This is a genomic window from Haliea sp. E17 (assembly GCF_048323675.1).
GTDB lineage: Bacteria > Pseudomonadota > Gammaproteobacteria > Pseudomonadales > Halieaceae > Mangrovimicrobium.
On the sequence record NZ_JBLWFK010000002.1, the window covers coordinates 1,145,046 to 1,168,976 of the forward strand.

Annotated in this window: 22 protein-coding genes, 1 pseudogene and 1 riboswitch; of the genes and pseudogenes, 10 read left to right on the plus strand and 13 right to left on the minus strand. The window is 59.8% G+C overall.

Annotated features, from left to right (window positions below):
* Nucleotides 1-262 precede the first annotated feature (262 nt).
* From ACNKU3_RS08170 to ACNKU3_RS08180, 3 genes are all read left to right on the plus strand, one after another.
* The gene (locus ACNKU3_RS08170) at nucleotides 263-1,744 is read left to right on the plus strand and encodes a tetratricopeptide repeat protein (protein WP_418258924.1); all 1,482 of its coding nucleotides are present in this window, start codon (nucleotides 263-265) and stop codon (nucleotides 1,742-1,744) included.
* Nucleotides 1,745-1,864: 120 nt separating this feature from the next.
* Nucleotides 1,865-3,142 carry a permease gene (locus tag ACNKU3_RS08175; protein ID WP_418258925.1) on the plus strand — a complete coding sequence of 426 codons (1,278 nt, stop codon included), beginning with the start codon at nucleotides 1,865-1,867 and terminating at the stop codon, nucleotides 3,140-3,142.
* Nucleotides 3,143-3,172: 30 nt separating this feature from the next.
* Complete coding sequence (locus tag ACNKU3_RS08180) at nucleotides 3,173-3,412, plus strand: thioredoxin family protein (protein ID WP_418258926.1); 240 nt, start codon at nucleotides 3,173-3,175, stop codon at nucleotides 3,410-3,412.
* Nucleotides 3,413-3,544: 132 nt separating this feature from the next.
* Here the strand turns inward: ACNKU3_RS08180 and ACNKU3_RS08185 are convergent, their stop codons facing one another.
* The gene (locus tag ACNKU3_RS08185; protein WP_418258927.1) at nucleotides 3,545-4,120 is read right to left on the minus strand and encodes a hypothetical protein; all 576 of its coding nucleotides are present in this window, start codon (nucleotides 4,118-4,120) and stop codon (nucleotides 3,545-3,547) included.
* A 226-nt stretch (nucleotides 4,121-4,346) separates the two neighbouring features.
* Nucleotides 4,347-5,243, minus strand: a complete 897-nt coding sequence (locus tag ACNKU3_RS08190) for a sulfotransferase domain-containing protein (RefSeq protein WP_418258928.1) — start codon at nucleotides 5,241-5,243, stop codon at nucleotides 4,347-4,349.
* Nucleotides 5,244-5,714: 471 nt separating this feature from the next.
* On the opposite strand from ACNKU3_RS08190, the pseudogene ACNKU3_RS08195 reads away from it, so the two are divergent.
* Together ACNKU3_RS08195 and ACNKU3_RS08200 are read left to right on the plus strand one after the other, a co-directional pair.
* A pseudogene (locus ACNKU3_RS08195) lies at nucleotides 5,715-5,768 on the plus strand (hypothetical protein); the annotation flags it as partial.
* Entirely contained in the window at nucleotides 5,760-6,350 is a 591-nt protein-coding gene (locus ACNKU3_RS08200) for a tail fiber domain-containing protein (protein WP_418259040.1), read from the plus strand. The pseudogene ACNKU3_RS08195 and the gene ACNKU3_RS08200, both read left to right, overlap by 9 nt.
* A 324-nt stretch (nucleotides 6,351-6,674) precedes the next feature.
* Here the strand turns inward: ACNKU3_RS08200 and ACNKU3_RS08205 are convergent, their stop codons facing one another.
* Together ACNKU3_RS08205 and ACNKU3_RS08210 are read right to left on the minus strand one after the other, a co-directional pair.
* On the minus strand, nucleotides 6,675-7,358 hold the full coding sequence (locus ACNKU3_RS08205) for an SCO family protein (protein WP_418258929.1): 684 nt from the start codon (nucleotides 7,356-7,358) through the stop codon (nucleotides 6,675-6,677).
* On the minus strand, nucleotides 7,355-8,680 hold the full coding sequence (locus ACNKU3_RS08210; RefSeq protein WP_418258930.1) for a selenium-binding protein SBP56-related protein: 1,326 nt from the start codon (nucleotides 8,678-8,680) through the stop codon (nucleotides 7,355-7,357). The genes ACNKU3_RS08205 and ACNKU3_RS08210 overlap by 4 nt, the downstream gene beginning before the upstream one ends.
* Between ACNKU3_RS08210 and ACNKU3_RS08215 the strand changes: the two genes are divergently transcribed.
* Entirely contained in the window at nucleotides 8,640-9,914 is a 1,275-nt protein-coding gene (locus ACNKU3_RS08215) for a cytochrome-c peroxidase (protein WP_418258931.1), read from the plus strand. The genes ACNKU3_RS08210 and ACNKU3_RS08215 overlap by 41 nt on opposite strands.
* A 466-nt stretch (nucleotides 9,915-10,380) precedes the next feature.
* Here the strand turns inward: ACNKU3_RS08215 and ACNKU3_RS08220 are convergent, their stop codons facing one another.
* The 5 genes from ACNKU3_RS08220 to ACNKU3_RS08240 form a co-directional block, all read right to left on the minus strand.
* Complete coding sequence (locus tag ACNKU3_RS08220; RefSeq protein WP_418258932.1) at nucleotides 10,381-10,815, minus strand: EthD domain-containing protein; 435 nt, start codon at nucleotides 10,813-10,815, stop codon at nucleotides 10,381-10,383.
* Nucleotides 10,816-11,478: 663 nt separating this feature from the next.
* On the minus strand, nucleotides 11,479-11,964 hold the full coding sequence (locus tag ACNKU3_RS08225; RefSeq protein ID WP_418258933.1) for a GNAT family N-acetyltransferase: 486 nt from the start codon (nucleotides 11,962-11,964) through the stop codon (nucleotides 11,479-11,481).
* Nucleotides 11,965-12,041: 77 nt separating this feature from the next.
* Nucleotides 12,042-12,635 carry a class I SAM-dependent methyltransferase gene (locus ACNKU3_RS08230; RefSeq protein WP_418258934.1) on the minus strand — a complete coding sequence of 198 codons (594 nt, stop codon included), beginning with the start codon at nucleotides 12,633-12,635 and terminating at the stop codon, nucleotides 12,042-12,044.
* Between the two features lie 94 nt (nucleotides 12,636-12,729).
* A complete protein-coding gene (locus tag ACNKU3_RS08235) occupies nucleotides 12,730-13,119 on the minus strand; it encodes a DUF805 domain-containing protein (RefSeq protein WP_418258935.1) in 390 nt (129 codons plus the stop codon).
* A gap of 123 nt (nucleotides 13,120-13,242) precedes the next feature.
* A complete protein-coding gene (locus tag ACNKU3_RS08240; RefSeq protein WP_418258936.1) occupies nucleotides 13,243-15,912 on the minus strand; it encodes a DUF2339 domain-containing protein in 2,670 nt (889 codons plus the stop codon).
* A 175-nt stretch (nucleotides 15,913-16,087) separates the two neighbouring features.
* Between ACNKU3_RS08240 and ACNKU3_RS08245 the strand changes: the two genes are divergently transcribed.
* A complete protein-coding gene (locus tag ACNKU3_RS08245) occupies nucleotides 16,088-16,750 on the plus strand; it encodes a pseudouridine synthase (protein ID WP_418258937.1) in 663 nt (220 codons plus the stop codon).
* A 57-nt stretch (nucleotides 16,751-16,807) separates the two neighbouring features.
* Here ACNKU3_RS08245 and ACNKU3_RS08250 read toward each other — a convergent pair whose 3' ends face one another.
* The 3 genes from ACNKU3_RS08250 to cueR form a co-directional block, all read right to left on the minus strand.
* On the minus strand, nucleotides 16,808-17,626 hold the full coding sequence (locus tag ACNKU3_RS08250; protein ID WP_418258938.1) for a TauD/TfdA dioxygenase family protein: 819 nt from the start codon (nucleotides 17,624-17,626) through the stop codon (nucleotides 16,808-16,810).
* Between the two features lie 143 nt (nucleotides 17,627-17,769).
* The gene (locus ACNKU3_RS08255) at nucleotides 17,770-18,939 is read right to left on the minus strand and encodes a permease (protein ID WP_418258939.1); all 1,170 of its coding nucleotides are present in this window, start codon (nucleotides 18,937-18,939) and stop codon (nucleotides 17,770-17,772) included.
* Nucleotides 18,936-19,337: a Cu(I)-responsive transcriptional regulator gene (gene cueR, locus ACNKU3_RS08260; protein WP_418258940.1), complete on the minus strand. Its 402-nt coding sequence runs from the start codon at nucleotides 19,335-19,337 to the stop codon at nucleotides 18,936-18,938. Before cueR ends, ACNKU3_RS08255 begins: the two co-directional genes overlap by 4 nt.
* Nucleotides 19,338-19,726: 389 nt before the next feature.
* Here cueR and ACNKU3_RS08265 point away from each other — a divergent pair, with 389 nt between their 5' ends.
* Nucleotides 19,727-21,040 carry an aminotransferase gene (locus tag ACNKU3_RS08265; protein WP_418258941.1) on the plus strand — a complete coding sequence of 438 codons (1,314 nt, stop codon included), beginning with the start codon at nucleotides 19,727-19,729 and terminating at the stop codon, nucleotides 21,038-21,040.
* Nucleotides 21,041-21,046: 6 nt separating this feature from the next.
* On the opposite strand, the gene ACNKU3_RS08270 is transcribed toward ACNKU3_RS08265, so the two are convergent.
* Nucleotides 21,047-21,805 carry an SDR family NAD(P)-dependent oxidoreductase gene (locus tag ACNKU3_RS08270; protein WP_418258942.1) on the minus strand — a complete coding sequence of 253 codons (759 nt, stop codon included), beginning with the start codon at nucleotides 21,803-21,805 and terminating at the stop codon, nucleotides 21,047-21,049.
* Nucleotides 21,806-22,097: 292 nt separating this feature from the next.
* A riboswitch (SAM-I-IV-variant riboswitch) is annotated at nucleotides 22,098-22,200 on the plus strand.
* A gap of 67 nt (nucleotides 22,201-22,267) precedes the next feature.
* Here ACNKU3_RS08270 and ACNKU3_RS08275 point away from each other — a divergent pair.
* Nucleotides 22,268-23,098: an N-formylglutamate amidohydrolase gene (locus ACNKU3_RS08275; protein ID WP_418258943.1), complete on the plus strand. Its 831-nt coding sequence runs from the start codon at nucleotides 22,268-22,270 to the stop codon at nucleotides 23,096-23,098.
* Between the two features lie 113 nt (nucleotides 23,099-23,211).
* Nucleotides 23,212-23,916, plus strand: coding sequence for a protein-L-isoaspartate(D-aspartate) O-methyltransferase (locus ACNKU3_RS08280; protein ID WP_418258944.1), 705 nt, complete (start codon nucleotides 23,212-23,214; stop codon nucleotides 23,914-23,916).
* The last annotated feature ends 15 nt before the right edge of the window (nucleotides 23,917-23,931 follow it).

The following is a 23,931-nucleotide window of genomic DNA, read 5'->3' on the forward strand; positions in this document are numbered from 1 at the left end:
CCAAATCCCCAAGCAGTTGGTCTACAATCGATCAATAAAAACAACTTTGTGAGCGATTTCCATGGTGCCACCTCGCGTCGTCACAGGCCTCGTCGCCCTACTGTTCATTACGACACCGGCTTATGGGGAAGAGCCAACCACCCTGGGCTACATCGAAAGTATCAGCCCGCCAGCACGGATGCAGGGAGTTGGTAACAGTCATCTGGAGATATCCACGAAAAAAAAGAAAGCCCAGTTATATTTTGACCAGGGCGTCTCGCTCTTGCATGACTTCTGGTGGTTCGAGGCCTATCGGGCCTTCCTGTACGCCTCTGAACTGGACCCTGAAGCTGCCATGCCCTACTGGGGCATGTACCTGGCCAGCGAAAACATGGCCAACCTTACCAAAGACCAGCGGACCGAAGTCCTGGACAAGGCGGTCGAGTCCATGAAGTCCCTGAGGGATAGTGCCTCTGTCCGCGAACAGTACTACCTGGACGCGATCATCGCGCTGCACGAGAACGAGGATGATCAGGGTATCGCGAATCACAACAGGATCATGCTTGCCCTGCTGAACGAATACCCGGATGACATCGAAGCGCGCCTGTTTCTCTGGACGCGACTGAAAGGCGGCTTTGACGCCGAGGGCAAGCCGAAGGATGAGCAGCTTTACGCCCAGTTACTGCTGGAGAGCGAGTTCGCCGAACACGGTGACCACCAGGGCCTGCTGCACTACTGGATTCACAACCAGGAACCGGGAGCGCATCCCGCTTCAGCGCTGGATGCTGCGGAAAAGCTTGCCGAACTCGCCCCCAACTCCGGCCACATCGTGCACATGCCGGGCCATATCCATTACCTGATGGGCAATTACACACAGGCTCATGTACAGTTCAGGAAGGCCGAGGAAGCGGACGCCCGCTACATGGAAACCTACGATATCGAGGCCATCTTCACCTGGAACTACCTGCACAATTACAGTTTCATGATGAGCAACCTGGCCGAGGCGGGACGCTACACCGAAGGCCTGCAGTACTCCGCGAAACTTGCGAGCCTGACCGAGGCATCTTCCTTCAAACACCTGCCAGGCTTCGAAATGCTGCTCGGCAGAGCCATCATGGAACAGGCGTATATGGCTATGCGGCTGGAACAGTTCGAACTCGCTGCAGTACTTCTCAGCGACCCCCGCTGGGATAGCTGGGAGAAAAGCAACGGCCTGGCGGCCATGCAGGCGGCCTATCATGCCTACAGTGCCGGTATGGCGGCCGTCCAGAAAGAGGACCTGGAATCAGCCGAGCGCTATTCACGCAAGCTGGATTCCATCCTCTGGCGAGCCGAGCGCGATGAGGCCAAACTCCGGTATCGCAAAAAACCACTTGAGATAGCCGCCCTCGAACTACAGGGCATGGTCGCGTCAGCCAGTGGCGATATGCAACAGGGAATCGAACTACTGGAACGCGCGGTCGCCCTGGAGGCTGAAATCGAGTACGGCGAACCGCGTAGTAATATCCACCCGGCTGCGGAATCACTGGCAGTGGTGAGGATGGAGGACGGCGATTTCAAGGGCGCGCGAGAGGCCTACGAATCAGTACTCAAGCAGCGGCCCAACGCCGGAATGCCACTCTACGGAATCGCACGCAGCTATGCGCTCGAGGGTGACAGGAAAAGTGCGCGCAAAGCGTATGAGGCATTTCTGGCTGCATGGCCACTGGCTGACCAGAACCTGGTACAAATGACCACGGCGAGTGATTGGCTGGGACAACATTGACACCCGCCAGACCCCAGCATTGCGGAGCACGCTGAGGACTGTTAGCTTTCCGCGGAGGGATGCAAGAGACGTTAACCGGTGTTCCATTCACTGAAGTCAATGATCAAGGACAACCCGCAAGTGACCAAACCACTGGCACTTATGGTTGGTATTTTCCTGGTTGTTTACTTCATACCAGCCGGAAATACGCGTTTCGACAATGCGATACTGGAGGCGGTGCGGCTCACCCACTGGTACGCCCAGGAACACGTGATTCTCTGCCTGTTGCCGGCATTCCTGATCGCCGGCGCCATGGCCGTCTACATCAGCCAGGGTTCGGTAATGCGTCACCTGGGACCACAGGCCCCGAAGCCTCTGGCGCTGGGCGTGGCCTCGGTGTCAGGCACCTTGCTGGCGGTGTGCTCTTGTACCGTACTGCCTCTGTTCGGCGGCATCTACAAGCGCGGTGCCGGACTGGGCGCGGCAATTGCGTTTCTGTACTCAGGTCCAGCCATCAATATCATGGCCATCGTCGTCACCGCCAAAGTCCTGGGGGCGGAAATGGGCATCGCCCGCGCGATTGGCGCCATCCTGTTTTCGCTGGTAATCGGGCTGATCATGCATCTGGTCTACCGCAAGGAGGAGGCAGACCGGGCGGCTGGCAACGGCCGGGGATTTAGCGCCGAAGACCGTGACAGGCCCGCGGGCCTGCTGGTGGCTTTCTTCGGCCTGATGATCGGCATCCTGGTATTCGCCAACTGGGCTGCTGCTGAAACCTCCTGGTGGATGGCGATCTATCACTGGAAGTGGATGATTACCGCCGCACTGGCGGTTGCCCTGGGATTGTTGCTCATCTGGCGCTGGCAGTGGCCGCCGCTTCACCTGGCCGCGCTTGGCGCTGTACTGGTCGTCGCTGCGCTACTGCTTCCCGGTCACCCTGAACTGCCCTTTGCACTCGGCTGCGCCGGCCTGATGCTGATTGCCGTGAACCGCGAGCAGGATCGGGAATGGGCGGCGCAAAGCTGGGATTTCGCCAAACAGATTCTGCCGCTGCTGCTTGCCGGCGTGTTTTTTGCCGGCCTGGCCCTGGGTCGCCCCGGTCACGAGGGATTGATTCCCTCGCAGTGGGTCTCGGCGGCGGTGGGGGACGATTCGTTCATTTCCACGGTGCTGGCCTCCGTACTCGGCGCGCTGATGTATTTCTCAACCCTCACCGAAGTGCCAATTGTCGATGCCCTGATGGGGGCCGGCATGGGCAAAGGCCCGGCATTGGCCTTGTTGCTTGCCGGCCCTGCCCTGTCCCTGCCCAATATGCTGGTGATTCGCACGATTCTCGGCACCGAAAAGACCCTGGTGTACTGCTGTTTGGTCGTGGTGATGGCCACCATCAGCGGCTACGTTTATGGCAACTGGTATTGATAAGTTCACCAATGCAATGAGGGAGCCGTCATGAAATTTACTATCTACGGCAGCGGTTGCGCCAAATGCAAGCAACTCACCGCTAACGCCGAATCCGCTGCCCAAGCGCTGGGTAAAACCTATGAGGTTGAAAAAGTAACCGACACCAACGCCATCATCGATGCCGGCATCATGCGTACTCCGGCGCTGGCGGTCGACGGCGATATCATCATCGAGGGCAAGGTGTTGAATCCGGACACGATCAGGGAACTGCTGGATGACGGGAGTTAGGTGGCAATTGGGGCGTGGCCCTGAAGCACATGATCAGGCGTAAAGGTGGCCTTGCTGCGCGCACCTTACAGGGAATGAATGCGAAGCGTCAGTCAGGGTCCACCCTGTGGCCGGCAGCGCATATTACTGCACTCAATTGCCAATGACCGCCAGGGTCGCAAAAGCGAGGTAGCCAATAGTAAACACGGGCCAAAATACCGCATAAAACTTGTGGTAGACCGTGTTCGACCAGAATATTGCAAGCACTGCAAGACTCATTTGCACCGCAACCAGGAACCAATACACCTGCGGAAGGGCTCTCACCCCCTCTTCGGCCTTCAGCACCGTCTCAGGGACATCGAGGCACCAAGCAAAAAGGAACACCGAGAAGAACCAGATACGCGTTTCCCTGAAATGAACCTTGAAGTCAAAGTCCGTGGGCATATCCCAGGGAAACAGCAATGACGCGGCAAGGAATAGCGTTATCGCGTAGAGCAGCAGCAAAAGGAATTCGAAGAAAGACCAGTCAACCTGCTTGCTCCACCAGAACATCCCCCACCAGATGATCACAATGTAGATGAGGACATTGATTGACCAGAGTGTGTGCACCCAGTTCAATCCCAGAGACTTGCGATAGTGAATGGTTTTGCTCAACCCCGCCAGAATGTGGGTAACACCCAGCCCCATAATGACAGACAAAAAAACGCTGAGGTATTCAAACAGGGTCATCGGCCCACCCGGAAAGCGCGATTTATCCGCCTTTAGCGCGTTGGTTTTTTACTTGTTCAGTGAGCATGCGCACAACAGTGAATCTTCACGTCGCTCACCCAAGCAAACATCCGGAGAGTGTAAACCAATCAACCGCCTTTGGGCGATATCAGGCAGGCCCGCCTCCACCTCGCGGCGGTCGTAGAAATCTCCGGGGAAACGCTGTTCAGGCAGCCCGAAAGCGCCACTAACTGCCGCCCGCCATCAGCCAGGTTCGCGCCTTTTCGTCCGGCACAAGTTCAGCAAGACGGGTATTGAAAAGCTCGACCTCGGCTTGCGAGAGTTGGCCTTCCCACTTACCAGAACTGGCAGAATCGAAAAATCCATCGTCGGATTTCCAGTAGCCGGTACCGGCCACGGGCGCATAGTCGATAGCTCTGGCCTTCATGGCCCCGAATGCCGTGGCTGCTGCGACCTGTTCAATCAGGTCCACGTCGGCCTCGATGCCCGCTGCCCTGGCCAGACCTTGTACGGTGCGACGGCCGTCGCGCAACATGTCCGAATAATGCAATACGTTGAGGTGCGGATAGCGTCCGGAAAGGACCGTTTGGGAATAGTGGAGGGTCAGGGACGCCAAGGTGTCGTTATCAAAATCGTCCGGATCCGCTGGTCCGTTGATAAACTGACGGATAGAGTCCGGGATGGGTAAGCTCATCGGATGATCCGGCACCGCCACGCGTTTGTTGGCCACGTGTTTGCGAAGGGAAAAGAAGACATCCAGTGGGTGTCGATAGACAGCGATTACTGTTACACCGTCCCAGATCGGAAACCCGTCTGCCGGCGTATGCGTCTTCACCACCCGCCGCCCCTTTTGTGCAGCCAGTCTTGCGGCAACTTCATCGGCGGGAACGCCAAGGTCCGCGTCGACCCAGGGAGACAGTACCGGCACCTTCTCCGGCAGGTTCGAACTGCCGTTGACAAGCATCGCCAGCATGGCCTGAGTCCAGGTTGTTCCACATTTGGGCGGCGTGCACACAAGGATGTCACCCTTTCTCGGACTCCACGTCACCCAACGCAACGGGTCGGTGGTCGATCCGCGATATACCCGAACAGCGGGTGCTAGAACTGGAGCAGGGACATCCATAGGTCGACCGTCTCACTGCGTGGCGCTTCAGTTTAGACTAAAAGCCCGCTCGTAGGCGATTGCGGCCCTGGCCGCTTCCACCTCAAAGCTGACTCCTCTCTGAGCATCATTATCTGCTATATGTCACTGGTTAGCCGGGGAATTGAAGAGAAAGCACAACATATGGTTTACATGCACCGTTGCGCCCATTACCTTGAGCAAAAGACTGTCTCCGACCGACATGGAGGTCCACATGGCGCTCAAAACAGCTGCGTTACTTTTATTATAACTTTGTTCCATTTCTGCTTATGCAGAAACTACAGTCCCCAACATTTTTAGCAATGGAACAATAGCCGATGCGGATGAAGTGAATGAGAACATCCAGGCTTTAGGTCAGGCAATAGACAATATACCAGCTGGGCCTCCGGACCTGATGGACCCACTGGGCCTGCTGGGCCTGAGGGGCCTCCATCTGAGCATTCTGGAACCGGGAATTACTCCACAGCGGTAGGGCACGATGCTTCCGCATCTGGGGAGATGTCCACTGCGCTACAGGGACTTGCATATGGCGGATCCGCCACTGCTGTGGGGTACGCCAGCCGAGCTTCTGATGCTGGTTCGGCATTCGGTGTCAACGCTCGGGCAACCGCATTGCGCTCAACGGCACTGGGCGTAACTACTTCAGCCGACTTCGAAAATAGTACGGCCGTAGGCTTCGGTGCGAGAACAACTGCCGCCAATATGGTGCGTATCGGCAATACAGGTGTCACGAAAGTTGAGGGGCAGGTTGCGTTCAGTTCATCTTCAGACCGCCGCCTAAAGCAAGATGTTAAACCTAGTCAACTTGGGCTTGAGTTCATAAATGACCTGACGCCTGTTCAGTACCGCCGGATAAATGACCCGAATAGTGGCACGGAATTTGGCCTGATAGCTCAGGATCTGCAAGCTGCGCTTGAAAGGAACGAAGCAACCGATTCATCGATGGTATCAGTGTCAGAGAATGACGGCATGATGAGTGTTCGTTATAACGACTTAATCGCGCCTATGATCGCCGCAATACAGGAGTTATCTGAGCAAAATCGCGAGCTCCGTCAACGCCTACAAGTGCTAGAGTCCGGTCAGAAATGATAACCAAATTTGGCATATCAATCGGCCTGATGGCCACGTCGTCCTCCGCAGCAGCAGGCAACTGGGGAGACTCCTGGGGTGCGATGACATGGGGCGCCACGGCAGCATCAAACACTGTTACCGTGCCCGTTGATAGCATCTGGATGCTCGTCGCAGCATTGCTCACCATAGTCCTAATTGGTGCAGTGAGATCGCGAAAGAAGTAGCCCTGTTGAAGGCTTATCTTGTCCCCGCTCATAGGGGAGTTTTTTATATGGGCGGTTAGCGACGTATAGAGTCAGCTACAAGGCGAAAGCAGCCAAGCTCCCCAGCGGTTATGGAAATCTATCTAATGGTTTGGCCTTCTTCCAGGAGTAACGTTTCGAGATCATTGACTACCGTGTCCGCGTGGAGAAAGCCTGCGCTGTAAATATTGCGAATGCTTTTGCCTCGATCGATCAGGTAAACGCGAAGTATATGAGACATGCTGCCCGCGTAATTTCCTTCCTTATCGTAAACCTTTTGCCGAGACTGGCCGTATCCCTGCAGGATAGGCATTAATTCGACCTCGGAGTGCGTGGTAAGGAACCGCCAATCGAAATCTTTACGCTTGAAATGGTGAGAATACTTCTGCATAGCTTCAGGGGTGTCCAACGTCGGATCGAAGCTGAGACTGATGAGACGCACCTGATCACGAAGTTGTGTATCAACTACCAACCGTTCCTGCACCTGCTTCATCACGTAGCTGGCCAATGGGCAGCCATTTATATCGGGACAGTGCGTGTAGATGAATCCCAGGAGTATCAGCTTTCCGTCGAGCACATCGTACAGTCGCTGGGATCGGTCCCTGAGATCGAGTACTACCCCGTCGGCTGCCTTACCCAACGGCGGGAGGGAGTAGGTGCCGGGCGTCGGTGGTGTAAACGCAAGTTTTCCGTAGCCCGGCGCCAATACCGACGGCTCGCCACTGGCGTATGAACTGAAGAGGGGCAAGAAGCAGTAGAAGACTGCTGCCGCCCAGTATTTCATCGCGCAGCGACATCCGGCGCTTCATACAATGAATAAGCGCCGAAACGCATCTGGTGTGGTGCGCCCAGCTTCCGGTCGAAGAAATCGATGGCGAGTTTCTGCTCCAGTGTGTTGCCATTCCAGTCATAGACTTTCAGATACTGGAGGTCGGGACCAGCAGGTTCTGTCTTGTCCCAGTTCGCCAGTAGCGACGAGGTATAGTAAACCCGCTTGCCATCCCAGCTCTGGCTCACCATGTTGACCTGTGAACCGATTTTTTTCTCATAGATCTGTTTTGCACTGTGTGGATCGCTAATGTCGAAGAGACGTGTCATTCCATCATTCCACGTATTGACCCACAGTCGCGTATCGTCGTTGGCAATGGAAATATCAACCGGTAACGGAATTTTCGCGGGATCACCGATATCGCCCACCGCCTCGGCCTGCCACTGCCCGTCACCGTCCAGATAGACAAGCCAGATCTTTGAGGTGAGCGCAGTAGAGGTGAAGCAGTAGTCGTGATCTGCGTTCCATGCGCAACGAATTTCCAGTGGTGCACCGGGAACGTCGAGCACCTTGCGTGGCTGGCGCGCGTGCATATCCCATATCACCATGGTATTGCCAAAGGCCTTCATCGCCTCCTCGTCCGCCATCATCGTGCCCAGGTTCATCATGTAGTTATTCCAGCCGGTGAAGGAGGATGTCAGCATGAGGTTCTTGCGCGGCAGCACACGGACGTCGTAACCGTAGCCGTCGGCGAATTGACCAGACTTCACCGCTCCCTGGAGGTTTTCGTCTGTGGGCATCCAGTAGGTGGCGACATAATCGCCGGCATTGGTGTACTCGACCAGCGCCGTTCGACCGCCGTGGTCGCGATTATTCGACAGGCCTGTCAGGATCATGCGACCCGGTAGAGCGTAATTGGTATGCGGTCCCACCACGCCACCGCTCTTGCCGACGAAATCAGAAATGGTCTTATGAAGCCGCGGGTTGGCTGGGTCTGTGTGGATATCGAATATAAAGATCTTGCTGGTATCCAGCCCAGATGCCCAAAGGTAGCGCCGGTCATCCGTGAGCCCGGTGTGATGGGCTTCGTTGCGTCCTCCAACCGACAGGCTGGCGAGGACCTCGCCATAACTCTCGGACTCAGGATTAACATCGACAGTGACCAGCTTGTCCTGTTCATCGCCAATTCCCGGAACCCCCAGGGTCCAGACATAGACGAAGTCTTCCTGCCCTTCGATTTTGGCCATATAGGGCGACATGCAGGTTTCATCGGCCAGGAGCCAGGGAGACAGTACAGTGGCGAGGGTGAACCAGAAAAACAATAGCAGGGTTCTCATTGAAACCTCCTATAATAATTCTTGTTATGTTGGACAAAGCATAGACAAGTTCGCCGTGTTGGCAAGTCGTGCCGGCTTTTGTATCGCGCTTGGTTTAGCGGTGGGTGCCGGCGCGCAAAATTTCGAAAACTCGCGGGAAATTGAGGCCATCGACGGACAAAGAATCGATTTGTCAACCAACATAGCCGAACCACCCCTGGGTCTTCCACTCCAAACCCTGCCCCAGCGCAACCCGGCCACTCCGCTCAGAATAGACCTCGGCCGCAAATTGTTCTATGACCGCCGGCTGTCCTTTAATCGCACTCTGTCCTGCGCGATGTGTCATGTACCCGAACAGGGCTTTACCCAGTACGAAGTCAGGACCCCCGTAGGCATCGAGGGTCGCTTCGTCAGGCGCAACGCACCCTCCCTACTCAATGTTGGCTATCAAATATCCATCTTTCACGACGGTCGTGAATCCACGATAGAGAATCAGGTGTGGCAGCCATTACTGAACTTCAATGAGATGGCCAACCCGAGTATTGGCTTTGTATTGGCATCCCTACGGGAGGCTGAGGATTACGAGGGGCTATTCGAGGCGGCCTTCGAACAGGGTCTCACCGTGGAGACTGTCGGCATGGCCCTTGCGAGTTACCAGCGCGGGCTGGTGTCAGCCGATTCCCCGTTCGACCGCTGGTACTTTGGCGGAAACGAAGCGGCTTTGGATGCATCAGCCATTCGCGGTTGGCGCCTGTTTCAGGAACTGACCTGTGTCAGTTGCCACACCGTGGAGAAGGACTACGCACTATTCAGCAACGGAAAATTTTACGATACGGGTATCGGTTATGCACGCAGTATGGGAATCGGCAAGGACGCGATCTCGATCCGGCTTGCACCGGGGGTCGAAGTGACGCCCACCGTAGACTTCCACCGCCCCCGGGCTAGCGACCTCGGGCGCTATGAGGTTACTGGAAAAACCGCGGACCGCTGGCGCTTCCGGGTACCGACTCTGCGCAACGTGGCTATCACCGCTCCGTACATGCATGACGGTTCATTGCCTGATCTGGAAGCGGTGATTGACCACTACAACGCCGGTGGGGTGCCTCACGAAAGCCAGGATCCGCGCATTCATCCACTGAACCTGGACGATGCAGCCAAGGCGGATCTGCTCGCGTTCCTCAAAAGCCTTACGGGCAGTAATGTGGCAGCGCTGGTGGCTGACGGTCGAAGTCAACAGATTGGTGATGGGCAGTAAGCATGGCAATTGGAGCGCGGCTCGAGAGAATTCTTACTGGAGTAGTCGCACAGCTCGGCTCTGAAGTGCGTATTCGTCTAATTGCGAAACAGGCGAAAGAGGCCTCCAGAGGTACTGATCGAAACTTGATCGGGGTAACTGCTTCGACCTCAAAGCAAACGTTTTCACTGATCACATTTGCTGGCCCGGAAGGAGTCGCTGCCACGTCTCTCCAGACGTCATGTTGTCAACTGGCGTCTAGAACTGTCCACCTGTTGACGCCCAGGACCGTCCAGTCTGTTTCGCCGGTTTTCTCCGCTGCCGCCTGAGTCCCTGATTCTCCTGGAAGCGATGGGAGTCGTTACCGGTCTCGGCATAGACCTGGGGCTTTGCCCCGAAGTGGTCGAATTGCACGACGGCTACCCCGTCGTGCTGGTCGGCGAGGTGCCGCCGGAATGCCGCCCCGAATCCACTGGAGAGTGGATTTTCAATCCCAGGACGGCTCGCCGCTGGGGGTATCGAAGACCGTGCCCTTTGGCTCGAATACAGTCCCGGTATCGCGCACCTCACAGGGAATCGTGACCGTTGCAGCGCGATCGATGATTCGATCCTCGTCGGCACGAAAGAGCGCATCGATTTCAGGCTGCAGCATGATCCGGTAGATTTCCTCGAGTGATGCCTCGTCAGGCAGAATCCACTCGGATATGAGATCCCACTCCCATTCCCGAGGCCCGTAACCGCTGTTCGGCTCGCGTGAATCGCCGCCAGTGTATACCTGGGTGAAGTAATTACGTTGATAGGATGTAAAAAGGTGTCCGCAGAACTTTATCGCCATCGCTGCGTGCGAGTGCTCGAAGTGATCCCGGAACTGCTCGTGGGTCAGGTGTGATTTTCGCTTAATGAAGTGGAGTACCTTGTACATGTGTTTCTCCATTGTTTTGTGCGCAATTCAGGGCGAGCGGCTACGTATCGCCGGAGCCGCCCAAACCCGCTAACGCCGTGTCGTGTTACTTGTCAGTTGCATTGGTCACAAATCAGCCCCGGTCAACCGGCGTATCGAAAAAAGTCCGCTGCCTGCTGCTCCGTTCTTGAACTGCAATGCTTTATCAGGGTGAAGTGTCTTCAAATTTGTGCCGGGATATGGGAACTATTTTACGGTTATCAAATGAAATGTTACCAGGCAGATGGAATCGTATTTGTGCATTCATAATCCCCGCAACGTCCATGTATGAAATCACTTTGCGGACGGTTGATTTTTTGGCATTGACTGGAGACGTGAGAGCGCACTCTATCAAGCAAGCGAGGAAGAAGGGAGAGCCATGATTTTAAAACGCAACCTGATTGTTTTCCCCGGGAAATACCTTCGGAGAAAAGTAGGGACCCGTTAGTCGCCAATGTATGCAGTTCGAATTCACGGCAAACTTCTCTGCCCTCGCTTTATTAACTGCATGTCAAGGGTTTAAGTCACCTCTAGCCAATATCCAGAGATGCGACGTAGTGACTGCATATAGGCGAAAGCGGACCTCTGCAATTGCACCGCCTGCAATCACTTGCAAGGTAGCGCCACGTCATCGGCCGAAGTGTATTACGTAAGGCGCTCGTTCAGTTTCTTTTGCATGTTGACCCCCGTCACCTCGAAGCCAAGCCTTTTGTACAAAGCGATAGCTCCTTCGTTGAACGCAAAAACATGTAGGCCAATGCTCTCCAGCCCCAACGCTGCCAAGTGCTCTTGAATAGAGATGAAAGCATCGGTTGCGTAGCCTTGCCGGCGGAATTCCGGTTTGATTTCCACGTCATAGACAAAGGCGCTGCGTTGTCCGTGATTGTCCTGAATGGCGCACCAGATATAGCCGACAGCGGCACCATCCGGCGACGCGAGGATTTCAAAGAGATAGTTATCTGGCGTATCGATGCCCTGTGGCAGTAAATCCCTTAACTCTGATATTGCCCTGTCGTGTGCGCCTTCCGGTAACCACCTGCCGGACTTGATGTTGTCATCCGCGTAGGCCGTAGCCGAGGACAGCAGGAAGAGGTTGAATTCCTCCTCCCGCATGGGCACAAGTACCGTCAAAACATTCTCCCCTGGGCGACGCTGTAGCAATTTTCAAAAATCTCGAGCAATTTATAAAAACCCATTAGCGCTTCCCTTCAATCCGTCAATTTCTGTTTTTCAGCCCGATATATTGAAACCGTACGAAACTCCGCCGACTCATCCAGGTCCGGCAAGGTGCAACTCTCACGCCTGTCGATTAATTGGTAGGGCGGAAAATCAAAATCCTTCACCCGCGAATCCGCCACCAGCACCGCGGGTGACCGCTGCACAAATTCCGCCAGCCAGGGCAGGTTTTCCCGGTCGTAGAGCACATCGGCAACGGTGATCAGGTCCACTGCTCCCGTCACCGCATGGTAGTCATCGCTGAGTGTCAGGCTGACCCCGTTCAACTGTGCGTTGATGGCAGTCGCCTCCAGCGCGAGGGGATCGATGTCGCAGGCGATGACTTCCGCCGCGCCGGCAAGCGCTGCGGCAATGGCGACCACGCCGGAGCCGCAACCGAAGTCGAGCACCCGCCTGTCTGCTACCAGGGCCGGGTTTTCGAAAATGAATTCCGCGAGCACCTGCCCGGAGGCCCAGCAGAATACCCAGTACAGCGGGTCGTCCATGATGCGGGCCATCGCCTGTGCATCCAGCGCCTGGCGCGGATAATCGGTAGCCAGCAACAGCAGGCGAAGATCGGGCAGCACGGGGAGCGCCTGAACCTGCAATTCGCCGCCCGGAATGGTTTGCGCAATGCGCGCCGCCAGCCGTTCAGCCTGGTCGGCGCAGGGGAGCGGTGATTCAGGCCTCAGCCGCCATGCCTCCCTCGACTCCCTTGGGATTGGGGCCGAAACGGTTGCTGCCCGGTGTGCCGTCGAGCACGTAGAACACCAACAGTACGATGCCGCCGATCAGGGGGATGAATCCCACGAGAATCCACCAGCCGCTGCGATCGGTATCGTGCAGCCGCCGGATGGCCACGCCCAGGGCGGGCAGGAAAATCGCCAGGCAGTAGATACCGCTCAGGATACCGACGCCCACTTCCGGGTCATAGGTGCCGAAGAGGCTGTCGACAAAGGAAAGCACCAACAGTGCGATGATGTTGAACAGCACAAAAAACCAGTATTCCTTGCGGCGTGCCCGGCCATCGAATACCGCGTATTTTTTCAGAACATCCAGGTACCAGTTCATAGATTTGTCCCCTGCAGGCTGCTGTTATTGAAATGAACCGCTCACTCCTCACTGTAGCCAGCGGTTCACCGCCGTCAAGTTTTTGCCCCGTCGGCCTGCACCGTCAATGCACCGCGGCGTCCATCAGTCACGCACTGCCGCACGCTGTATCCGCTGGTGCAGGTAGGAAATGCCGAGCAGCGCAATACCCAGGCCCATGAACGAGGCGATGCGCAGCAGGCCCTCCAGGTCGTTCATATCCACCAGGAACAACTTGCCGATCACCAGCGCCAGCAACAACATGCCTGCCCGGTACACCGTTTGCCCCAGGCGCCAGGCGCCGCCGAGAATCGTCACGATCGACATCGCCAGCCAGACAATCGAATAGGTATACAGTTCGGCATCCGAAGCACCGCCGTGCAGGCTCACGCTACCCTGGAAAAGGTGGCGTATCTGGATCGAGGCGTAGGCGAACAGCGCCAACCCGCAAAATCCGAAGGCCATGTTGCGGTACCGGCGGTCATGGAAGCAGCCGTAGAGCAATCCCAGCAGGACCGGTACACCGAAGGCGAGTTGGCTCAGGTTGGCTATCGGGGTAGCACCGATGGCATTCACCACCCACGCCTTGCTGGCCAGCGTCGACATCAGAATCACCAGGTAGCAGAGTAGCGCGAGGCAGGCCAGCACCACGGAAAAACGCTGGTAGAGGAAGGCGAGGCTCTGGCTGACCAGGCTGCGCCGGTAGTACACCAGCCCGACCAGCCCGAACAGCGGCATGTAGATCGCCACTTCGAGAAACTCCAGCTGGTGACTGAAAATAGCGCCGTCGTACAGCCAGTAGCGCAACTCCGTCCACAGGGTGAGCACGAACAGGTGCAGCGCGGCGCCCTCCGTCCAGCGCGAAAGCATGGGCGTGGCTTGCAGCATCCGCGAGGCGAGCACCGCGCACAGCGTCGCGCCGCCGTAGGTCCACAGGGACCAGTGCCCGGCCTCCGGGTAGGTCGCCAGCCAGGGGTTCAGGGTCAGGCGTACGATAACCACGCTGACGATCAGCTTGAGCAGCCAACCGAGCCCGGTTACCGCGAAGCGCTGCATGATCCAGGCGAGCGATACCATCTGCAGCGCAATCGCCAGGGTCAGTTGTGCCTGTTCCAGTACCGCTATGGCCGCCAGCGAGAAGGCGAAGTGCCCGCCGAACAACAACCAGATCACCAGTTGCTCGATATCACTGCGCTTCAGCACGGCGCCAGCGAGCGCGAGGTAGACCAGCGCGACAGTCAGCGCGCACAGGCCCCATTGCAGGGAGACCTGCATCCTCGATGTCAGCAGGTAGCCCAGGGCCAGCAGTAACAGCGGCGCCAGCGCAGCCAGTGAGCTCCAGATGCCCGGGAAGCGGTTGACCCGCAGGTTGCGCAGCGCGAGGACCGTATAGAGCGCCGCAGTCGCTGCGAGGTAGACCAGGAACTGGCGGTTTTCCGGCACGGGGAACTGCAACAGGTCGCCATCCCCCAGCCGGGTCAGCACCCAGGTGGCACAGGTCGCCAACAGCAGCAGCCAGGGAATCGCGTTCAGGTTCTCCCGGTTGCGGGCGGCGACCAGCGCCACCAGTGGCAGCGGGCTCCAGATCCAGAAGGCCTGGGCGAGGCCGGGGGATTCGAGAACCGACAGGCACTGGGCCAGGCCCAGCAGCCCGAAGGTCAGCGGGTAGTAGCGCTCCAGCGGCGGTTCCAGCGTTTTGAACATGGCGCGGTGAAAGCGCAGCGACGGCAACTCCACCCGCTGGCGCAGCAACCAGTCCAGGTAGGGCAGGCAGAGCATCAGGTATGCCACCGCCGCCAGGTAGTAGCCGCGCAGGTAGTCCGCATCGGCACTGCCCAGGCTGATCATCCACCAGCCGACGGCGCCCGCCACGAAGGCCCACCACAGCCACGGCCGGAACACGTAGCGCATCAGCAGCAGCGCGCTGGCGCTGATGATCAGGGCGTATACCAGCGCCACCAGGATGCGCCCCTCGCCGCTGGAGACCAGCACCGGCACCAGGTAGGCGCCGACGATCCCGATGGCGGCGAGGAATGGGCCCTGCAGCCGCGCCAGCCACATGGTGAGAATGGCCACCAGGGCCAGCAACACGAAGGTGGTCCCCGGGCTGAGCAGGTCGTACAGGCGCATGGAGGCCAGCAGCACCGCGAACAGCGTGATGCTGCCGCCGCCGGCCAGCGCGGCAAAGGCGGGATGGGACTCCCCGGTTTTGCGCCGAAACAATTCCGCTGCGACATGCAGGCCCGCGCCACAGAGCAGGCCTAGTGCCACCCGGGTACGCTGGCCGAGCATACCCTGCTCGACGGCGTACCTGGCCAGGAAGATGCCCGCCAGGGCGACACACAGGCCGCCGAGCCAGATCATCCAGTACTGCTGCAGGTGTATGCGGAGCCGGTGCCCGAAACCGGGGGAGCTCTTGCGCTGTTTGAAGGCTGATTGCGCAGGACCGGGGCTGCCCGCAACCTCGCCCGCTGCCGTCGCAGGCGCAGTCGCTGCACGCGACGGTGGCCTGCCTGTGGAACCCGCCTCCAGCGGTGATGGCCGTGCTGGCGGCACGCTCCTGGCCGCCGCAGTCAACGCGTCAGCATCACCGGCGCCCGGCGTCGCCGGCTGCCGGCCCGGGACGGAGGACGTTGTAGAGTCGCGGGCAGCGAGCCGCCGTTCGAGCGACTCCACCCTGGCGGTCAGCTTGCGGATCTGGCTGATCAGCGAGATCGCCAGCAGGCACCCCACCACCAGCGCGGAGAAGGTCATCAGCCCCAGTTGCTGCATCATGTACGGCGCACTCCTTCCCCGGCGGCCATTCGCCGCGGCCCCTGTAGAATATTATTGTCGCAGCCGCCATTGTCCGCGTTCGCAGCGTTTGCTTCACCCATTGATTGCGACATGTACGCAGAAAATTCCCCGCCGCAATCACACCGCGCAGGCGACCTCCTATACAATGCGCGACATGAGCGAACAGCCCCCCTACCTAGTCCCGCACAGCCAGGAAGCCACCAGGATTCTCTACCGCGACCCGCACCTGTTGCTGGTGCGCAAACCGCACCTCCTGCTGTCCATTCCGGGCCGCCACCCCCTGAACAAGGATAGCCTGATCTCGCGCCTGCAGCAGGACTACCCCACCGCCAGTATCGTCCACCGGCTGGACCTCGATACCTCCGGCATCATGGTCATTCCCCTGGACAAACCCACCCACGCGGAGATCAGCCGCCAGTTCCAGCGGCGGGAAGTGGAAAAAACCTACGAGGCGGTGGTCTGGGGCATCGTTGAAAACGACAGTGGCGAGATCGAACTGCCGATCCGCTGCGACTGGGAAAACCGGCCCCTGCAGATGATCGACCACGAGCGCGGCAAGCACGCCCTCACCCGCTACGAGGTGATGACGCGCTACCCGGACCGCACCCGGGTGCGCCTGAAACCGGTGACCGGCCGCTCACACCAGTTGCGGATTCACATGCGCGAGCTGGGCCACCCCATTCTCGGCTGCGACATGTACGCCCACGAAGAGGCGCTGGGGATGGCGGACCGGCTGCTGCTGCACGCCACCCACATCGGCTTCAGGCATCCGGCGAGCGGCGAGTGGCTCAGCGGCGAGTCAGCGCCGGACTTCTAGGCAAACAAACAAAAACGCCGGCACAGGGCCGGCGTTCTCAAAACCGCTTGCGCGCTATCAGGCGATCGCTTCCTCGCCGACCAGGGTCACCCGGTGCATCAGGCGGCCGCCGTCCGGCGTGTAGGGTGCGGCACGGTGCAGGGACACGGTGTTGTCCCAGATCAGCAGGTCGCCCAGTTCCCACTCGTGGCTGTAGACATACTGGTCCTGGGTGCAGTGGGCGTCCAGTTTCTCCAGCAGCGCGCGACCCTCGTCCAGGTCCATACCCTCGATGTAATCGGCGGAGACGCCGCACAGCAGGGACTTGCGGCCGGACTTGTGGGTCCACACCAGCGGGTGCACCTTGGGCGGGTACTTGTCCCAGTCGGCTTTCTGCTCTTCGCTGGCGTCCGGGTAGGTACGGCGCTGGGAAGCGGCCATGGTGTGCACCACGCGCAGGCCCTCGAGGCGCTTCTGTTCGTCTTCCGGCAGGTCCTGGAAGGCCTTGTAGGTGTTGGACACCTCGGTGTTGCCCTCTTTGGCGGCGGGCAGCTGGCGGGCGGTGAGGATGGAGCCGCGGGACGGCACATCATCCATGGCGCCGTCGATATGCCACAGCAGCGATCCCTTGAGGTACTCAGCGGCGGTCGGGTTGGTCTTGGGGTCCAGGGAGATCTTGAAGATTTCCTGGCCACCCAGGGCCATCAACTCCCCCAGGGAGCGGCAGAACTGCAGCTGCGCTTCATCGTCGAAGTTGGCACCGCGGATAATCAGTACGCCGCGATCCTCCAGCAGATCACGAATCTGCCCGGCGTATTCGCCGCTCATGAATTCTTCGCGGGTCGCCTGCAACTCGGCACCCACATTGGGCTTCAGTTCTACAACATTAAAGGCCACTGCCTGTCCTCCAGACTTGGTTTGGGGGCGCTATGGTAAACCAGAAACCGCCGGGGTTGAAGCATTTAGGCAACAGCGTTGTTCATAACCAGCTTTGGTCGGGAGCAGGCCCCACGGACCATAAATGCGCGCGGGACGGTTGCTCAGAACTGGTTGAGTATGTAGCCCACCACCATCACCTGGGGCACCGTGATCAGCGGCAGGAACAGGGCGATCTTCCAGGACTTCGCCGTCTCGCGGATGGTCATGACCTCGGTGTAATCCGTGGCCACCCCGGCCATGAGGAAGGCGAAGGCGTTGCCCGGCGCCGCGGCGCGGTTCAGCAGGTCCGCGGCGATCGGCGTGGAGCCCTCCGAACACACCTCGATAATGGTGGTGGCCAACAGGGTCAGGACCAGGCCGGTGAAACTGGCGCCGAACCAGGTGGCGAAATCCTCCATCGGCACGAAGGCGCGAATCGCCCCGGCGATCACCAGGCCGAAGAAGGTCCAGCGAATCACCGGGCGGGAGCCGGCAAACCCATCGCGGATGATGCCGCCGAGGCCGCTGAAGGAAAACTTCGCGGACTGCCGCACTTCGTTCCAGACTTCGCCCACCGGCCGGCCCTCGCCTGCCTCCAGGCGATAGGGACTTTCCGGCAACGTACCGCGGCGGACCAGGCTGTCGAAGATAAGGCCGGTGACAATGCCAATCACCGCGGAAATCAGGATGAACAGCAGCGTCCACCAGATTCCAATCAGGCCGAACAGGATCAGGGTCAGCGAGAAGGAGTTCCAGGGGCTGGCCAGCAGGAAGGCCATCACCTGCCCGACGCTGGCGCCGCGCTCGTAGAGCTTCATGCCCACGGCGAGAATACCGTGGCTGCACAGGTCGAGCAGTACCCCCGCGGCGGTGGCGCGCAGCATGCCGTTTAAGCCTGCGTGGCGCCCCAGCAGGCCCATCACCAGGTCCCGCGGCACCTTCGCCAGCAGGCCGACGAAGAAAATACCCACCAGCAGGCCCCACCACATCCGGTTGAACAGTTCGTAGATACCGCCGGCGAACATGCCGATCGCCGTTGTGTGGTCGTGGGACACAAAGGCGCCGTAGAGGTAGGCCGCCGCGGTAATGCCGAGGAAGGTCCACAGGAAATAGTCGCGATTTTGCGGGGTATCGCAGCAGGCATCCGCCGCGGGCTGCAGTTCGGCATGGCAGCCGGGGGCCGTCGCGGTGGCAGCCGCAGCGTGACAACTCGCGGCAGGGATGGTGGCCGCCTCCGCGTGGCAACTGGCCGGCCGCGGTGTGGGTTCGCAGCAATGTTTGTCGTGGCTCATGCCCTGCCTCCGCCTGTCGCCAGGTCATCGAGAATCGCGCATTCCGGGCCTTCATCGCCCCGACAGCGTTCGGCCATGGCTTCCAGGGTCGCTTTCATGGCGACCAGTTCATCGATCCGCCGCTGCAGGTCGGCGCTTTTTTCCAGCACCAGCTGCCGCGCGTGGCGGCTCTGGCGGGAATGGTCGCGGTGCAGGCCCAACAGCTGGCGGCATTCGTCGAGGTCAAAACCGACGTTGCGGGCCCGGGACAGGAACTGCATTTCCTCCACCTGTGCGGCGCTGTACTGGCGGTAGCCGTTATCGGCGCGGCGGGCGGGCTCGATCAGGCCGATCTCTTCGTAATAGCGGATGGTCTTGCTGCTGAGCCCGCTGCGGCGGGCGGCTTCGGAGATGTTCATTCGGACCTCCTTTGGTGAGCATGCCTTCAATCTAAACCTTCCTGCAACTGGAAGGTCAAGAGATGTGTGGAAACCGGATTTGCAGGCGCTGTTCGAATGACGCTGTCTAATGACAATGCCCAAGCTGGGAGGTTCGATCACGCACCTGTCATGGATGTTGCCCGCTGGAACACGCCAAAAAACGCACATCCCTGTGCAGGCTCGGTCGGCGACGTCCTGTCGCCTCACGGTTCCAGCGGGCAACATCCATGACAGGCGCTCGTTCCTAGCGCTGTTCCTTTGGCGGCACTACGCCAGGACGTCCCCCCTCGGGGTTATCACGATTACACCGGATTTCTTGACATACTTTGGCAATCACATGATTTGAGCCTCACGACTGGAGCCCCCCAATGTCCGCCGTCATCTATCCCACCACCAACCTCACGGCTACCGAGCAACTGAACATCGCCCGCGGCGAAGGCATCTACGTCTACGACCAGCAGGGCAAGCGCTACCTGGAGGGGATGGCGGGGCTGTGGTGCACCGGGCTCGGTTACGGCAACCGCGAACTGATCGACGCGATCAGCGGGGCGCTGGAGACGCTGTCCTTCAGCCACACCTTCGGCGGCAAGACGCACCAGCCGGTGATTGACCTGGCCGACAAGCTGGCGGCGATGGTGCCCACGCCGGATGCGAAGGTGTTTTTCGGCAACTCCGGTTCCGATGCCAACGACACGCACATCAAGCTGCTGCACTACTACTTCGATATCATCGGCAAGCCGGAGAAGCGCAAGATCATCACCCGCGAGCGCGCCTACCACGGGGTGACCGTCGCCGCGGGCGCCCTGACCAGCCTGCCCGCCAACCTCGCCCACTTCGATGCGCCGCTGGAGGCGCTGGGCATCCTGCGCACGGATCACCCGCACTACTATCGCGGCGCGCTGCCCGGCGAGAGCGAGGCGGAGTTTGTGGAGCGGATTACCGGCAACCTGGAACGGCTGATCGTGGCCGAAGGACCAGAGACCATCGCGGCGTTTATCGCCGAGCCGATCACCGGCGCCAGCGGGGTGATCGTGCCGCCGGCGGGTTACTACGAGAAGGTGCAGGCCATCCTCAAGCGCTACGACATCCTGTTCTGGGCGGACGAGGTGATCACCGGTTTCGGGCGCACCGGCCACCTGTTCGGCTGCGACACCATGAATATCCAGCAGCCGGACATGATGACCTTCGCCAAGCAGTTGTCCTCGGCCTACTACCCGATCAGCGCGTCCATTATCCGCGGCGATCTCTATGAACCGATGGTCGAGGCCAGCGCACAGGTCGGCGTGTTCGGCCACGGCTACACCTACTCCGGGCACCCCGTGGCCTGCGCCGCGGCGCTGAAAACCCTGGAAATCTACGAGCGCGAGGGCATCTACCAGCACGCCGCCGAGACCGGCGCCTACCTGCAACAGCGACTGGCGGAGTTCGCGGATATCGAAGCGGTGGGCGAAGTGCGCGGCGCCGGCCTGATCGGCGCGCTGGAACTGGTGGAGGACCGGGCCAGTAAGGCCCCGGCGGCCGACCTGGCGAAACGCACCGCCCAGGCCTGCCAGGACAACGGCCTGATCGTGCGCAACGTGGCGGGCAACGCGCTGGCGCTGTGCCCGCCGCTGGTCATCACCCGGGACCAGGTGGACGAGATGATCGGCACCCTGCGCGCTTCCCTCGAACAGTCGCTGTAAGGCGTGCTACTCGCGGTGGATGCTGAGCCGCCCCCAGGTCTGGCGGGTGGCCATCACTTCCAGTGAATTGATGTTCATGTGGTGCGGCAGGGTCGCCAGCCACCAGCAGGTGTTGGCGATATCCTCCGGCTGGATCGGCTCCGCGCCGGCGTAGGTGGCGTCATAGGCTTCCCGGTTACCGCCGGTGCGCACCAGGGTGAACTCGCTTTCCGACAACCCCGGCGCCAGGTTGGAGACCCGCACGCCGGTGCCCTCGAGGTCACAGCGCAGGGCGTAGGAAAACTGCTCGACAAAGGCCTTGGTGCCGCAATAGGTATTGCCGCCCGGGTAGGGCCAGTGCCCCGCCACCGAACCAATATTGATGATCGTGGCGCCCTTCCCCGTACGGATAATGTTCGGCAACAGCGAATGGGTGACCGTGGTCAGCCCCTTCACGTTGGTGTCGATCATTCGGTGCCAGTTCTCCAGGTCGCAATCCTGTGCCGGCTCCGTTCCCAGCGCCAGCCCGGCGTTGTTGATCAGCGTGTAAACCTCACTGAACGGCGGCTCCAGCGCCGCGACGGCCGCCTTCACCGCATCGGTGTCGGTGACATCCAGCACCAGCGGCAGCACCTGGCACTGGCCCTTGAGTTCATCCGCCAGCGCCCTGAGACGATCTTCCCGGCGGCCGGTGATGACGAGGTTCCAGCCTTCGCTGCCGAAGCGGCGGGCGCAGGCCAGGCCGAAGCCGGAGGTGGCGCCGGTGATGAAGAGGGTTTGGGACATGGGTAAATCCTTATCTCAACTGTCGCGTTGCGGAAACAAGAGTATTCAAAAGCCATACACCGGGCGCAAAGATGCAACCACTATAAATCTCGAACCAGCCGGTTCAACCTGACTTTAAAATTCTTTGCTTTGTGCAGGGATAGTAATCCAAAAAAACCTGTAACTCACCCGGGCGAATGATCCACTCCCGCTGCAGCAGAACCAGTCCGTACGCTCCTCCGGTGCGATTGAACCATTCGAGCGAAGGGCAAAAATTTACACTTTGACTGGCATCGCCAAAGGAGTAAACTTCCCCCAGCATCAAGAGAGGGCATCCGCCCCGCCAACCTGCCAACCTGGGCAAGGTGGTCGACTCCAAGGAGTGATGTGGCCGCAAGGCAACCAACCAGGTTCCCCCGCCCCACTCTCCCAATCTCACTCTCGATGCCAACGACACCCGGCGAACCACCGAGGAGAGTAGCCATGTACCCAAAACCGAACTTGCCCATCACGGCGCATATTCCCCATGCGGGCACCATCATTCCCGCGACGGCCCAGCGCCAGTTCACCTGTTCTGAGGCCGAGTTGTGGCGGGAAATGCTGGCCGTCACCGACTGGTACGCAGACGACCTGTTTGCCCTCCCCGGCATCGCGATGACGCAGACCCCGATCAGCCGGGTGGCGCTGGATGTGGAGCGCTTCGAGGATGACGCACTGGAAGAAAAGGCCGCGTTCGGCCAGGGGTTGATCTATACCCACAGCACACAGGGCGTGCGCCTGCGCCGCGACCTGTCCGCGGTCGAGCGCACCCTGATGGTCGAGAACTACTACCGGCCCTGGCACCTGCACCTGGAGGCGCAGCTGGAACAGCAGGTCGAGCAGTGGGGCTACAGCCTGCTGCTGGACTGTCACAGTTTCGCCGACAAACCCTTTGCCTTCGAGGACGAAGGCAAACGGGAACGCCCCGATTTCTGCCTCGGCACCTGCGCCAACACGCCCGCGTGGCTGCTGGAGCACTGCCGGCAATTCATCGAGGGCCTGGGATATTGCGTCGAGGTAAATTACCCCTATGCGGGCTGCCTGGTGCCGGAGCGCTTCGCGGGGGATACACGGGTCCCGGCGATCATGATCGAGATCAACCGGCGGCTGTACATCAAGGATACCGCCGAACTCGATCCCCGCCTGCAGCCCCTGCCGGTCAGGAAAGCGGGCTACGGCAACTGGAAACAGCGGATTCAGCGCCTGATGGGCGAGCTCGGCGCGTTAAGCGCAAGCCATTTGGCGCCACATTACCGGCACAGCGCCGCCGGCTGACAGCCCACCACCCAACCCGGCTGTCGAACCCCTGGCGAACGATCTACACTGCTGGTGTGGCGGCTAAAACTCACAGACTGCCCGGGCTGCTCCGGGCCATGACGGTGGCGCTGATGTCCCTATCCAACACGGGCTGGTCGGAAATCCCTCCCGAGCGACAGGCCATGCTGCAGGCGATCCGGGATTCGGTGGCGGACTCCGCCGGCTATACCGGCCGCAGCACATTGAGCGACAGGGTCATGGACGCCATGGCCGCCGTGCCCCGGGAGGAATTCGTCCTGCCGGCTTATCGCGACAGCGCCTACCAGAATACCGCCCTGCCCATCGCCGCCGGCCAGACTATCTCCCAACCACTTATCGTGGCCCTGATGACGGAGTTGCTGGAGCCCGAACCCGGCGACGTCATACTTGAGGTCGGCACCGGTTCGGGCTACCAGGCCGCCGTGCTTTCACTCCTGGTGGCGCAGGTGTACGGCGTCGAGATCATCGCCTCTCTCGCCGACAGCGCAACGGCGGTGCTGGAGCGCCTGGGTTATACCAACGTCACCGTGCGGGCCGGGGACGGCTACGCGGGCTGGCCGGAACACGCCCCCTTCGACGGAATTATCGTGACTGCCGCCGCGGAACACCTGCCTCCCCCCCTCCTGCGCCAACTGAAGCCCGGCGGCAAGCTGGTGATCCCGGTCGGCGCCCGGCACGGCTACCAGGAACTGCTGGTGGTCGAAGTGGACGCGGCGGGGGAAGTCGCCCGCCAGTCGGTGCTGCCGGTCGCCTTTGTACCGCTCACCAGAACGCCTGAAGCCCCCCCCACCAACTAATCAAGCAACTGACAA